Here is a 13,872-nt window from a genome sequence, read left to right on the forward strand (position 1 = left end):
CACCTTGCATTATGGACTTGAAATGAGAGCTGTATTTCTCGATACCCAAAGCCTTGATGACCTCGACCTGAGCCCTGTTTCCGACTGCGTCGAAGAACTGGTCTGTTATCCCACCACTGCGCCTGAGCAGGTGGCAGAGCGTATCGCCGGTTTTGATCTGGTGATCATCAACAAGGTCGTCCTGGATGCCAGTACGATCCAGGCCGCTGAAAGCCTGAAGCTGATCTGCGTAGTGGCCACCGGCGTCAATAATGTCGACCTGAATGCGGCTTCGGCCCGCGGCATACCCGTGTGCAATTCCCAGGGCTACGGTGTGAATGCGGTTGCTCAACATGTGCTGGGCCTGATGCTGGCATTGCATACCCGCCTGCTGGACTATGACCGTGCCGTCAAGAACGGCGACTGGAACCGCTCCAGCCAGTTCTGCCTGCTCGACTTCCCCATTCTGGAATTGAACGGACGCACCCTGGGGATTATCGGCTATGGTGCGCTGGGGCAGGAGGTAGCACGACTGGCCAGCTGTTTCGGCATGAAGGTGCTGGTTGCCGCTCGACCGGGCAGTGACCAGATTCCCGCCGGTCGGGTGTCATTGGAGGAGCTGCTGGAAACTGCCGATGTGATCAGCCTGCATTGTCCGCTGACTGAACAGACAAAGGATCTGATCGATGCGACAGCACTGGCAAAAATGAAGCCCGGCAGCTTTGTTATCAATGCAGCTCGTGGCGGTGTCGTGAATGAGGCGGCCCTCAAGGATGCACTATGCTCTGGCCACCTGGGCGGTGCTGCATCCGATGTGCTTACCGAAGAGCCGCCACGCAAGGGTAACCTGCTGCTGGACGCGACCATTCCCAACCTGATTATCACCCCGCACTCGGCCTGGGGCAGTATTCAGGCGAGGACTACAATCATTGAGCAAACCCGTGACAATATCCGTGGCTATCAAAACGGCCAGCCCGTACGTCAGGTAAACACCTGACGTACTCATCGAGTTGAAAGACAGTGCCTAGCCATCAGCCTGATGGCTACGCTGCCACTGTTCGTGCCAGGCTGGCATATCGTCAGCAGGCATGGGTCTGGCAATGGCATAGCCCTGTCCCAGATCACAGCCCAGCGCCAGCAGCTCACGGAAGTGAGCCTCCGTCTCCACACCTTCCGCAATCACCTCACGGCGGAAAGCCCCAGCAAGTTGAATAACACCCTTGAGGATGGCCAGGTCATCCGGGTCCACCAGCATGTCACGGACAAAGCTGCGATCAATTTTCAGCAACTGCGCAGGCAGGCGCTTGAGGTAGGTCAGTGATGAATAGCCGGTCCCGAAGTCGTCCAGCGCAAACCCTACCCCCAGCTGACTACACTCTTCGATAATGGCGGATACGTGTTCGACGTCTTCCAGCGCTGTGGTCTCCAGAATTTCCAGCTCAAGGTCACCGGCACGAATACTGGGATGCTCAGCCAGTAGAGTCCGCAAAGTGTCAACGAAGTCGGAACGCTGCAGGTGGATGGCGTCGATATTCACACTGACCGGTATTTCCAGGCCCTGCTCTCGCCACGCCAGGATCTGATTCAATGCGTTTTCCAATACCCACTGACCCACATCGACTGATAGTGGATGATTCTCGATGGCGGGCAGGAAACTCGCTGGCGGCAGTAATCCTTGTTCGGGGTGCTGCCAACGAATAAGCGCCTCACAACCGACCACCTGCCCGGTGCGCATATTTACCTTCGGTTGGTAATGCAACACCAGCTCAGACTGGTCCAGTGCCTGGCGGAATCGTGCCAGGTTGTCATTCTGTGAACGCAGGGCAAGGTCACGCTCAACATCAAACATTTGATAACGGTTTTTACCCGCCTGCTTGGCCTGATACATGGCCTGATCTGCCTGTCGCAGCAGCTGATCAGCATCCAGGTTTTCCTGTTGCGGGTAAAATGCCACACCTACACTGGCCGACACTTTAAGCTCCAGCTCTTTAATATGAATCGGGTCGGCTACGGAGTTCAGCAAACGGCGAATGACAGGCAAACTATCCTCTGTCTGCTCCAGGTTCATCAGCACAGCAACGAATTCATCGCCACCAATTCGCGCCAGGGTATCTTCGTCACGCATGACTTTTTTCATGCGATTGGAAACCTGAACCAGCAGCTCATCACCCACCGAGTGGCTATGCGTGTCATTCACCGCCTTGAAGCCATCAAGGTCGATAAACAGAATCGCAATCTGGGTGTGGTTTCGGTTCGCCAACGCGATCGCCTGCTGCATGCGATCTGCCAGCAAGGTGCGGTTGGGCAAGCCGGTCAGAGCATCGAAATGGGCAATACGTTCCAGCTGATGCTGCTGGTTTTTCAGTGTCGTGATATCCGACATTAGAGATACGTAGCCCTGAAGCTCGCCTTCCTCGTCATGGAAGGCATTGATCTTCTGCAACACCGCATAGCGCTCACCTTCCCGGTGCCGGTTCCACACTTCGCCCTTCCAGGCACCATAGGCGCGCAAGCGCTGCCATACCTGCTTCATGAACCCTGGCTCGGTGTGGTGCACATTCATGAAGATAGGATCCAGCCCCTTCACTTCCGCTTCACTGTAACCAGTGGTACGTGTGAAGGCGTCATTTACACGGATGATCCTGCACTCGGTATCCGTGATCATGATGCTCTCGTCAGCGTTATCAAACACGCTGGCTGACAGGCGTAGCTGCCCTTCGGCATGACGACGTTTACGAATATTGGTCAGCAGGCCGGCAAAGAGTTTAAGCAGCTGAACGGTTTCCTCGGAAAAGGCCTGCTTTTCATGGGAGGAAGAGACGCCCACAAACCCGATACACTCGCCACTGTTCATCAGGGGTTCGTCTATAAAGCTTTTTATGCCCCGTTCCCTGACGATATCGGCAACAAAGGTTTCCTCCATCTGGTCAACATCCGGAATGGAGATGGTTTCACCTCTGCTGTGACGCTCAGCCCAGGAGGGCATGCTGGAAATAGGCAGATCCTGTAATCGATCCCGCCAGCTCAGCATACTGCCGTTGCACCATTCATGCGTCATCGAGAAGGTGCCTGCCTGGAAGTCATAGGCAAACAGGTAACAATTATCAGACCCTATGAACTCACCAATTTCCTGCAGTGCCTGACTAATGGCCTGATCCACTTCGGGCAGGCTCAGATTGATAAACCTGTTGGAAAAGCGCAGCACAATTTCGCGGTAGGCATCAATCTTTTCAATCTGCTGTTCAGCCAGTGAACGCTGCATCTCGGCACATACACGGTCCACAAAAACTTTCAGCAACTCCTGCGCCAGTACCTCCTGCTTAAGCGGCTGACAGCCCAGCCCCACCAGAATCCCGATGGGTTGGCCCTGTTTGTCCAAAAGAGAGCTGCCGATATAGGACTCGATCGACATGTCCTGCAGCAGCGCATCCTCGGGGTAACTGGCCTGAATACCGCACGCATGCACTGAATGGGCGCTTTTCATGACATTACTGCAAGGTGTTCCATTCAGGCTGTATTTGAAGCCCCGCATGTCACCCTCGGGTGTACAGCCGGTAATCACTTCCACTGCCTGCTGGTTGGGCATAAGGCGGCCTACAAAAACATACTCAAGCCCCAACGTTTCCGACAGATGCTGACAAACCGCCCGATAAAAATCCTCACCGGAAAGAGGCGCATATTCAGTTGCCAGTGCGGTCAGTGCATGGGTAACCGCATGCTGGCGCGTGACATCCTGTACCGTCCCCATCAGCACCACACCCTCAGAGGTATCCAGGCACTCGCCTCGGACATGAATGTGCTTGACCAGTCCATTCTCCATCAACAAACGGTGTTCAAGCTCATATTCACCCTGTTCGTCTATCGCCTTGTCCACTTCTGCTCGGACCAGGTCAAGGTCTTCCGGGTGAACACGCAGCCAGGCCTCCGTATATACCCGGTGAGGATCATCCGTATCGAGCTCAAGAATCTCCAACATCTGCGTAGAACACGCCATGGTCTGGTTTTGCTGGTTTAACTGCCAACTGCCCACACGGGCAATACGCTGGGCCGCTTCCAGCTGGAGCCTGTTCTCTTCCAGCGCACGGTTGATCTTTTTGGTTTGACGCTCCAGCGCACGACGGCGACGGATATTGCGGAACAGGATCAAAATAACGGCTGCCTGAATCAATAAGCCAATTGCCAGATACATGAACTGTTGCTGGCGAGACTCCTCGATCTCCCGCACCTGGGCATCCACCATCTGCTCCAAACGTTCCTGATAATGCCAGAGTTCGGCTTGCTGATAGCGTCCGGGCGTAATGTCATTAATGATGGAATACAGCAGTGGCTTGCCATCGAAGCGATAGGGCCGAGAGTGGACTTCAACGGTTTTGATATCACCATTGGCCAGGCGATGACGGAATATAAAGAAGTTGCGCCCTTCCGATGCCGCGAGCGCACGCTCTTCCTTGACCTGTTGTGGAGTGAAGGTGTTGATCTGCTGAATGCTCATCGATTGCAGCTCACTACGGGTATAACCATAGAAGCGCTCTGCAGCCGCATTTGCCTCCGCAATTGAACCCGCCTCCGGGTCAATCAACAGCATGGGCAAGTCAGCATCATGAAAAACCTGAGAAAATTCAGGTCCTTGGCTGGAATAGTGATCTGCCAGCGCCAACGAAGGCATACTCAGCAGCAGCGTAAGCAGTGCCAGGCAACTGGTCAGCAGTTTCCTCGGGGCCAGTCGCCTGCCGAGTGCGGAGAAATACAAGTCCTGAGCTCCACAACCAATGTATTATGGGTCATCAAGCTACAGAATTAGATGCCAAGACTCAAGGAAACTCGACTGTCGCACTCAGGTAACATAGTTCGCCTTGACGATTATCAGTTCGCGCTCCGATGACAGGCCACTTCCGCAGCCGAAAAACCCCAGCGAATAAGAGCTTCGCCCTGATGTTCCCAGAACACTTCATTACGCCCTTCATAGCGGGCACCGCTGGCGGCTGGCGTTGCAAACATCAACGCATAGTTATTGCCATATTGCACAACGGCGGTTGACGGCTCGGTGTCGAAAAAACGAACTTCCGCAAGCTCTGAAGAATCTGGACCACAGCGATAGAGCACCGGCCCGGTGAATGACACCAGACGGTAACGTGCCTGCAGGGTTGAAATACGTCGTTGGTAGGCATCGGCGATACAGGTACGTGCATCAGACGCCTTCCAGCACTCATCCCGCCCCTTAAGCCAGCCACGCTGTTCGGCCTTCAAGCGCGCCTCAGCTGACTCGGACTTCACTCTACTCTGGGCTTCTTCATATACCTGAGCCAGTGTCAGATCCAACCGGGTCAACTCGGCATCACCACACACATGTTGCTCGGCAGATGATAATGCCTCTGCCGCGCTGCAGTTAAAAGACGGACTCACACCGTCGGTTTGTGGAACCGGTTCGAGCTGCTCCTCAATAAAATGACACCAGCGATCAGTACCGGCCTGAGGTACACCGCTCTGCCCCCTCAGGCCAAGACGGAACTCGACAACGGAAAACCATTCCTGACTGCCAATATCAGGCCCATGCCCCTGACCGTCACCTGTGCCCAGACGCGCCTCAACGGACTCAAACCAGTCGGTCGTACAGGCCGGATTGTTTGCGACAGGCGGTTCCGGCTGCTCTTGACGGGCACAGCCAGCGAGAATCGAAAAAGACACAACGATCAAAAATAATGAACGCATGGGGGCATCCTTGAAATAAAACGGGGTGCGGTCAGTCTGACAGCACCCCGGCAAAGTTGAAATATGCGCTTGAACAACACTGGGTTGCTCCGGCCTGTTTCAGAGACTACTCAACGGCCCAGTTGTTCCTCAACCCGTTCAAGGATGTGGGCACCAATGGGAATCGCCGAGGTAGCCGCCGGTGAAGGCGCATTGCATACCACCAATGCACGCCTGGAGTTAACGAACAGGAAGTCATCCACCAGTGATCCATCCCTGGCAACCGCCTGAGCTCGAACCCCCGCCGGATAGGCCTGCAGATCCTCCAGCGTCAGCTGAGGACAGTACTTGCGCACCTGCTCCAGATAGCCGCTGCGAAACAGGCTGTTCTTCATCTCCATAAGACCGGGTTTGAGATTACGCGCCAGCATCTTCAGCAGCCCCGGATAGGTCAGCATTTCAGACATATCCTTGAGGCTGAAGTCAGACTTGCGGTAACCCTCACGCTTGAAGGCCAGTACCGCATTGGGCCCAACGGTGACCGTGCCGTCGATCATCCGCGTCAGGTGTACTCCCAGGAACGGCAGATCCGGGTCCGGTATCGGATAAATCAGGTGATTCACGATCTGGTTATGCTCCGGCGGCAGCAGGAAGTACTCACCGCGAAACGGAATGATCTTGAACTCCGGCTCCTGCCCAAGCATCCGAACAATACGGTCGGACATCAGGCCAGCACAGGCCACCAGAAAACCACCCTGAAAACGGACCTTATTGGTGGTGACTTCAACCTGATCGGTACCTTCCTGAATCTCACGCACTTCCGAGTTGAAATGGACTTCGCCACCATCAGCCACCACAAGCTCCGCCATTTTCTCGCAAATGCGGGTATAGCTCACAATCCCCGTGGAAGGCACGAAAATGCCTCCAACACCGGTGATATTAGGTTCTCGCGCTTTCAGCTGATCAGCATTGAGTACTTCTATCGCCAATTCATTCTCAGCACAGCGCCCGATCAACCCCTGCATGCGCTCCAACTCAACCTCGTTGGTTGCAACCAGCAGCTTACCGCATTCGTCAAAGGGGATATCGTGCTCACGACAAAAGGCCTTGGTGGCCACATTGCCCTCTTTACAGAACTTGGCCTTCAGGCTGCCCGGCTTGTAGTAAACCCCGGCGTGAATCACGCCGGAATTGTGACCGGTCTGGTGCTGAGCCGGACGACCCTCCTTTTCCAGCACCAGTACCTTTTGACCCGGGAAGCGCTGCTGAAGCTGGCGGGCGGTGGACAGCCCCAGTATGCCACCACCGATCACGATAAAATCAAATTGCTTGTTCATGGGTTATGCAGTCGCCTCCACAGCAGGCGCCAGGCGACGGCTGTAAATGAACAGAGCAATGAACACCGCAGCAGCAATCAGATCGAATACCAGCTGACCATGCGGCCAGAGCAGACCCACGGCACAGGCACCACTGAGAATACGCAGTACGATATTCAACGGCCCTTCCAGGTAGCCTTCCATCAGGCCGACAAAGGCGTAGAGGCCCAGAATACCGAACACGAAAATGGTCAGGACTTCATCGATACTGCCACCAATAAACCCGGTGTAGGCAAACAGCAGCGGTACAATGTACAGGCCTTTGGCGATCTTCCAGGCGGTGAAACCGGTCATCATCGGCGGCGTACGCGCGATAGCTGCCGCAGCAAAGGCTGTCAGACAAACCGGTGGTGTCACGTTGGAGTCCTGTGACAGCCAGAAGATGATCATGTGAGCAGCCAGAAGAATCATCGCCAGCTTATCGGCATTAATGGCCTGATCCAGTAACTGGCCCTTGAAGTCGGGTGGCACCTGTTCCAGCAAGGCTACAGCCTGGGCTTCACTCATGGGCGCAGCCAGCGCAGTCAGGCTGTTCGGATCCACCAGCATGAAGATGGCTCTGGCAGTTTCCGGCAGGTTGCCGTTCACGATCAGCTCGATCAGCTCACGCTCGGCCATGAGGCTGTAGAGCGCCGGCGCTGACAGGGTCGCCAACACAATGTAAGCCGCCGTTACCGGCAAGCCCATACCCAGAACCAGAGACGCCAAAGCGACCAGCACCAGAGTAATCAGCAGGCTGCCACCGGCCCAATCGGTCACCATCAGCGAGAAGGTGTTACCGATACCGGTCATCGCCACCACATTGACCACCAGACCCACGGCCACCAGCAGCATGGCGGTTGTTGCCATGTTGCGAGAGCCCTGCGCCAGTGCGTCCAGAATGTCACGCAGGCCCATCTTCTTGGGTGAGATCCATGAGGCCAGTACAACGGAGATGATGGAGATACCCGCAGCATAGGTCGGCGTGAAACCGTAGATCAGCAACGCCACCAGTACTACCAGCGGCAGCAGACAATGCCAGCCCTCTTTCAATACTTCTTTAACCGGACGCACATCCATTTCAACAGCATGGGCGTGGCTGCGGCGCGCCTCTACACGCACATAGAAACCCACGGACAGGAAGTACTACAACGCCGGAAGCGCCGCGATCGCAATAATTTCCACGTAGGGAATCTGGGTGTAGGACGCCATGATAAAGGCGCCGGCCCCCATGACGGGCGGCATCAGCTGGCCACCGGTGGAAGCAGCCGCCTCTACACCGGCCGCAAAACGCGCCGGGAAGCCTGCCTTGCGCATCAATGGAATCGTAATTACACCGGTTGATACGGTATTGGCAACGGAAGAACCGGATACAGAGCCCATCAGGCCGGAACCGAGTACGGCAACAAAACCGGGGCCACCAATCATGCGGCCAGCGGCACAGCGAGACAGTTCAATAATGAAGTCGCCGGCACCGGATTTCACCAGGAAGGCGCCGAACAGGATAAACATGAACACATAGGTCCAGGAGATTCGGGCAATGGAGCCGAACATCCCCTCGGACGAGAAATAACTGCGGTAAAGCACGGTTTCCAGGCTCAGGCCCGGAAAATTGAACATGCCATCCACATACTGCCCCCACCAGAACACATAGGTCAGTGCAAATACAATCAAGCAGGGAATAAACCAGCCAGTGGTACGGCGCGTCATTTCAAGCGCCACCAGTATCGCCACCACAGCGACGACCCAGTCACTGGTTATGAAGTGTACGCCACGCTCATAAAGCGCATCTTCAAACAGAATCAGGTAGAACGTCGTTCCCACCGCAATGGCACCGATCAGCAGATCCAGACCGATCACCCATCCGGCGTTTGCCCGTTTCTTTGACAGCGGCACCATCAGTGCACAGATCAGGGCAAAACCGGAGAAATGGATAGCGGACACCCAGAGCTCGGACAGGGTCCCCAGAGTGTTGAAATAGATATGTGCCAACGCAAAGAGTACGCCAGCCCAGTAAACAAAGCGCCCGGTGGCACCCTGCTCATCACGCTGGGTCAGCTCCATGGATTTGAGCTTTTCGGCGGTTTGCGTGTCGGTGTGTGAGGAAGCAGACATCACTTCATTCCTGATTGCAGCATTCAAAAGGAGGATCGGCCAAAAATGGCCGATCCTTGTGAGCAGGCTTATTCAGCGACCAGGTGGTCCGGAATAGAGATGCCCATTTCGGTGTAGTAGCGTGCAGCACCCGGGTGCAGCGGAACCGGCAGACCGGCAATCGCTTTTTCCAGTGCCATCGCTTTGGTGGCCTTGTGAATGCTGTTCAGGAACGGCAGGTTTTCATAGATGGTTTTGGTCAGCATGTAGACATCTTCTTCGCTGATATCATCACGAACAGCCAGGAAGTTCGGCTGTGCCATGGTGTTGATGTCCTGAGTCTGACCCGGGTAGGTGTTGGCCGGGATCACGTAACGGGTCCACAGCTTGTAGTTGCCATTGGCTTCAGCCATCTGCTCATCGCTGAAATCCAGTACACGGATATCATCGCCCATGGCCGCGTAAGCGCGGGTAATTGCAGATGCCGGAACGCCCGCCGGGATGTTCATGCCGTCGATGGTGCCGTTCTGCAGCGCATCAGCAGAGGCGCCGTAACCCATGTGTGCCAGGTTGAAGCCGTCAACGTTTACACCCAGGTTACCCAGGATGGTGCGGCCTGAACCTTCAGTACCGGAGTTCTTTTTACCGATGGAGAACTTCTGACCTTCCAGGCCATTGAGGTCGGTGATGGTACCCGTCTGAGCATACTGGCTGCGCACTACGAAATGCTCAACGTTCTGCCACAGCATGCTGACAGAGCGCAGACCTTCCTGCTTGCCAGAGGTTTCCATTGCGCCTTCGCCGCTCCAGGCCCAGGCACCATACAGACCCTGCAGGATGGCGAACTGTGCTTCATTTTCACGCAGCAGCTTGATGTTTTCACCAGAACCCGCGGAGTTGATCGCAGACATGGAGATGCCCTGAGTCGGCTCCAGTTTCACCTTGGTCAGCGTTGCCAGTGCCACACCTACCGGATAGTAGGTACCGCCGGTAGAGGCCGTCGCCAGGATGTAGGAACGCGAGTCAGCCGCCTGTGCCAGCGTTGCAGTACCTGCCAGCGCGCCAACGGTGAGAGAAAGCCCCAGTGCCTTGATCAGGGTGCGTTTGCCTTGGTTCATAGTAATTTCCTTAACTGTCGTTTTCGTTGTTGTATTGACACCAACAGGTATAGCAGAAAACGGGCCAACTTCAGGAAACACACAAGACATTGATTTAAAAGAGTTTTATTTTCAGTAATTTAACAAATAAGCAATTTTTGGCCGATAGCCCCTCTAGGGCGTAAGCAAAAAATGGCCTATTCGTCGGTAAAATCACCGCGATTGAGACCATAGCGCAGCATTTTCTGATTCAGCGTCCGCCTTGGCAGGTCCAGTTCTTCCATCACAGCCTTGATATTTCCCTTGTGACGCTCCAGCGCATCTCGAATCAGGCGTGACTCATAATCGGCAACCTGAACCGCCAATGGCAAGGTTGTGCTGTTCATCACCGGTTTGAACATCTGCGGCTGCTGACGAGACAGCAGATCCACCAGACTTATGCGGGAGTCGATCGCATAACGAATCGCGATATTCTTCAACTCTCGCACATTGCCCGGCCAGGCATAGGCCTGGAGCGCCTGGATGTCATGGTCCGACAACTCCCGCGGTTCCCGGTTATGGTCCAGCGCCCCCCGGTGCACATAATGCGCGAACAGGAGCGGGACATCTTCCAGCCGCTCACGCAGTGGAGGAATATGCAGCTCCGACATGCTGAGACGGTAGAACAGATCTTCGCGAAACCCCGGGTCATCTCGCAGGTCGACCTTGGCCGCCGCGATCACCCGCAGGTCGACCGGAATTGGTGCATTGGCCCCAAGGCGTTCGATCTGGTGTTCCTGCAACGCACGCAGCACCTTCACCTGAAGATTCAGGGGCATGCTTTCAATTTCATCCAGAAACAGCGTACCGCCACTGGCATATTCAAACTTGCCGATGCGGCGCTTGGCGGCATGGGTAAAGGCACCCGCCTCATGGCCAAACAACTCGCTCTCAATCAGGTTTTCAGGAATGGCACCGCAGTTGATCGGCACAAAATGGCGCTTGTTGCGGCGGCTGTATTCATGCAGACACTGGGCTACCAGTTCCTTGCCGGTACCGGTCTCGCCATAGATGATCACGTTGGTATCCAGCTCGGCCAGTGCCAGGATTTCGCCCCGCAGGCGCTGAATGGCCGGTGAGATACCGATCAAACGGGCATCAATGTCGCTGCGGGTATTCAGGTTCTGCTGCAGACGCAGGTTTTCCAGCGTCAGTCTGCGCTTCTCGCAGGCCCGCTGCACCCTTTCCACCAGTCGATCCGGTACGTAGGGCTTTTCAATAAAGTCGTAGGCACCGCCCCGCATGGCTTCGGTCGCCATATCCACATCGCCATGGGCGGTGAGCAAAATCACCGGCAGGTCTGGCGCTCGCTTCAATGCCTCTTGCATCAATGCCAAACCATCCATGCCCGGCATGCGGACATCCGTGAGCAGAACAGCATCACACTGGCTGTCGATATGCGGCAGAACACTCTCCGCCGAACTGAAAGCGTCCACATTGAACCCGGACAGCTCCAGCCACTGGCCGGTGGCCTCACGCACCATCGCTTCGTCATCAACCAGCAATACGCGGCCTTGAATGTTCATGTGTCTGCCTCTTCATGTTTGCAATCGTTCGGGTCCCGAAACACGGGCATGGCGACCCTGAAACAGGCGCCCTGCTCAGTGTCCACCACTTGAATCTCACCACCCAGGTCACGCAGGATACTGCTGACAATGGCCAGCCCCAGGCCAAGCCCCTGCCCAACCTCCTTGGTTGTGAAGAAGGGCTCAAATAGCTGTGGGAGATTCTCCGGTGCGATACCCGGCCCATTATCACGCACCTCCAGAACCACCAGTTGCTCCCTGATGTCCTGAATGCCGATCCAAAGCCTGTGCTCACCCGACTGGCCGGCCATCGCATCGCAGGCATTTTTAATCAGGTTGATCATCACCTGTTCATAGCGGGCATTGTCACCTGCCACTCTCAGATCGGCATCGGGCGCCTGATACTCCAGTCGCAGCTCCAGCTCGTCAAAGCGGCCACGAAACATCTGCAGCACCTGAGTCATCACCTGGTGCAGGCTCACCGGCTCTATCCGTTCAGGCTTTTTATAGGCGAAGGTTTTGAGCTGGCCGGTAATCAGCGCCATACGGTCCAGCAACTGTTCCTGCTGCTTCAAATTTCGAGTAAGCGCCTCGGGCTGTTCGAGCAGACGTTCGGCAATGGCCAAATAGGTGCGCATCGCCGTCATGGGCTGGTTCAGCTCATGCACCACGGATGCTGACATCCGCCCCAGTGCAGCCAGCTTACCCGCCTGAACCAGCTCCGCCTGGGCTTCTTCCAGCGCTCGTGTACGCTCGACCACTTTCTGCTCCAGCGATTCATTGGCTTCACGCAGTGCCTGCTCCAGTCGCTTGCGGCGGCTGATATCGATGATGGTGACGAGGTAGCCCAATTCTGGATGCCTTGCCATCTGGCGAATGGAGATCATCATCGGGAAGGCACTGCCATCCGCACGCTGACCCACCACCTCAAGGCCGGTTAACGGCTGGAAACGGTCAGTCCCCAGCGCATCCAGTGCAGCTCTGAGTGGACGAGCATCAAACCCCTTTTCCAGAAACTCCACCACAGGACGATGACGGATCAACTCTACCGACACACCGAAAATCTGCATGCCCATGGGATTGATCAACTCAATGCGGCCACTGCGGTCGATGTGTATCAACCCTACCTGAGCCGTGTTGATGATATCGCGCTGCTGGGCTTCACTGCGGGCACGTTCGCGCATGCGCTCCTGCTGCAGCCGCTTCTTGTGACGAGTTTCACGCAGATACAGCAGCAATAGTGCCAACGCGACGCCCACTGCCAGAATCGCACCTACAAGTGTGCGCGACTGGGTTATGGCCGGTCGGATATCCGTCAGCACAGCCACCTGCCAGCCCAGATCATCCAGTTGCACCTGCTGCACGATCCACTGCTGCTGACCCAGTGAGACCAGTTGTAACTCTCGTCCTTCACCAAGCTGCAGCGGTGCTTGAGGCTCCAAGGGCCAATCGGGTACGGTGCCAAAAATCAATTCGCTTTGCTTGGATTGAACGACCAGCGGATAGTCAATCGACAGCTGTTTGCGCAGCTGGGGCATATCCAGACGCATCACGGCAACGCCGGCCAGACGGTCGGTGTAAATCGGCGCCGACATGTACAGGCTGGCGATACCTGTTTCGGCATTGAAACGAAGCTCCAGCCCCTGCTCACCGGCCAGCGCCTGGGCAAAATAGCGCGCATTGCGCTCGGGACTGCGGGGGTGAGCAAGGGGTTCGCGCCAGTTACTGTACGCCAGCGGCTGCCCCTCGCGGTCAAGTACAAATAGTGCCGTAGAGCCCGCCACCAGATTCACCTGCTCCAGCACACGGTTAACTGTCGCCTGGTTTTTGGCATCGGGCTGCAGAAGACGATGCACATCGGTGTTCTGTGCAACCAGGAAAGGCAGGTAATTGTATTGGCTCAGGACCAGCCGCATCTGACTGATACTGGAAAGGAGTCGGTCAGCCCCCTGGGCATGCAGCGAGGTCAGTGCCCAGTCACGGGAGAGCTTTCCGCCCCCCCAGGCCAACAGCAACACAAGCAGTGAATACAGGGTGACCGTCAACCAAAGCGGCAATTTGAGGGGGTGCGGAAAGAATGTTTTCACAATGATC

At 55.8% G+C, this 13,872-nt stretch carries 7 protein-coding genes and 1 pseudogene; 1 reads left to right on the forward strand and 7 read right to left on the reverse strand.

All coding sequences use genetic code 11. From position 1 onward, the window contains the following. Positions 1–22: 22 nt before the first annotated feature. The gene (locus tag BW956_RS15355) at positions 23–976 is read left to right on the forward strand and encodes a 2-hydroxyacid dehydrogenase (protein WP_076463891.1); all 954 of its coding nucleotides are present in this window, start codon (positions 23–25) and stop codon (positions 974–976) included. A 27-nt stretch (positions 977–1,003) separates the two neighbouring features. Here the strand turns inward: BW956_RS15355 and BW956_RS15360 are convergent, their stop codons facing one another. The 7 genes and pseudogenes from BW956_RS15360 to BW956_RS15390 all read right to left on the reverse strand — a co-directional run bounded on the left by BW956_RS15360 (position 1,004) and on the right by BW956_RS15390 (position 13,865). Next, positions 1,004–4,729: a bifunctional diguanylate cyclase/phosphodiesterase gene (locus BW956_RS15360; RefSeq protein WP_076463894.1), complete on the reverse strand. Its 3,726-nt coding sequence runs from the start codon at positions 4,727–4,729 to the stop codon at positions 1,004–1,006. 113 nt (positions 4,730–4,842) lie between these two features. Beyond that, positions 4,843–5,688 (reverse strand): MliC family protein, encoded by an 846-nt coding sequence (locus BW956_RS15365; protein ID WP_083703104.1) that lies wholly within the window; start codon positions 5,686–5,688, stop codon positions 4,843–4,845. Positions 5,689–5,798: 110 nt separating this feature from the next. Continuing rightward, positions 5,799–7,004, reverse strand: coding sequence for an L-2-hydroxyglutarate oxidase (gene lhgO / locus BW956_RS15370; protein ID WP_076463897.1), 1,206 nt, complete (start codon positions 7,002–7,004; stop codon positions 5,799–5,801). A 3-nt stretch (positions 7,005–7,007) separates the two neighbouring features. Further along, positions 7,008–9,137 (reverse strand): annotated as a pseudogene (locus tag BW956_RS15375) (TRAP transporter permease). Positions 9,138–9,205: 68 nt separating this feature from the next. Beyond that, a complete protein-coding gene (locus BW956_RS15380) occupies positions 9,206–10,234 on the reverse strand; it encodes a TAXI family TRAP transporter solute-binding subunit (protein WP_076463900.1) in 1,029 nt (342 codons plus the stop codon). Positions 10,235–10,410: 176 nt separating this feature from the next. Continuing rightward, positions 10,411–11,778: a sigma-54-dependent transcriptional regulator gene (locus BW956_RS15385; RefSeq protein ID WP_076463903.1), complete on the reverse strand. Its 1,368-nt coding sequence runs from the start codon at positions 11,776–11,778 to the stop codon at positions 10,411–10,413. After that, the gene (locus tag BW956_RS15390) at positions 11,775–13,865 is read right to left on the reverse strand and encodes a sensor histidine kinase (protein ID WP_076463906.1); all 2,091 of its coding nucleotides are present in this window, start codon (positions 13,863–13,865) and stop codon (positions 11,775–11,777) included. Before BW956_RS15390 ends, BW956_RS15385 begins: the two co-directional genes overlap by 4 nt. Positions 13,866–13,872 lie beyond the last annotated feature (7 nt).

This window comes from Marinobacterium stanieri (genome assembly GCF_900155945.1).
Lineage (GTDB): Bacteria > Pseudomonadota > Gammaproteobacteria > Pseudomonadales > Balneatricaceae > Marinobacterium > Marinobacterium stanieri.

What these genes read in the sequence shown, in the direction of transcription:
- BW956_RS15355 (WP_076463891.1), top strand. Translation starts at nt 23, where the DNA reads ATGAGAGCTGTATTTCTCGATACCCAAAGCCTTGATGACCTCGACCTG.
- BW956_RS15365 (WP_083703104.1), bottom strand. Translation starts at nt 5,688, where the DNA reads ATGCGTTCATTATTTTTGATCGTTGTGTCTTTTTCGATTCTCGCTGGC.
- lhgO (WP_076463897.1), bottom strand. Translation starts at nt 7,004, where the DNA reads ATGAACAAGCAATTTGATTTTATCGTGATCGGTGGTGGCATACTGGGG.
- BW956_RS15380 (WP_076463900.1), bottom strand. Translation starts at nt 10,234, where the DNA reads ATGAACCAAGGCAAACGCACCCTGATCAAGGCACTGGGGCTTTCTCTC.
- BW956_RS15385 (WP_076463903.1), bottom strand. Translation starts at nt 11,778, where the DNA reads ATGAACATTCAAGGCCGCGTATTGCTGGTTGATGACGAAGCGATGGTG.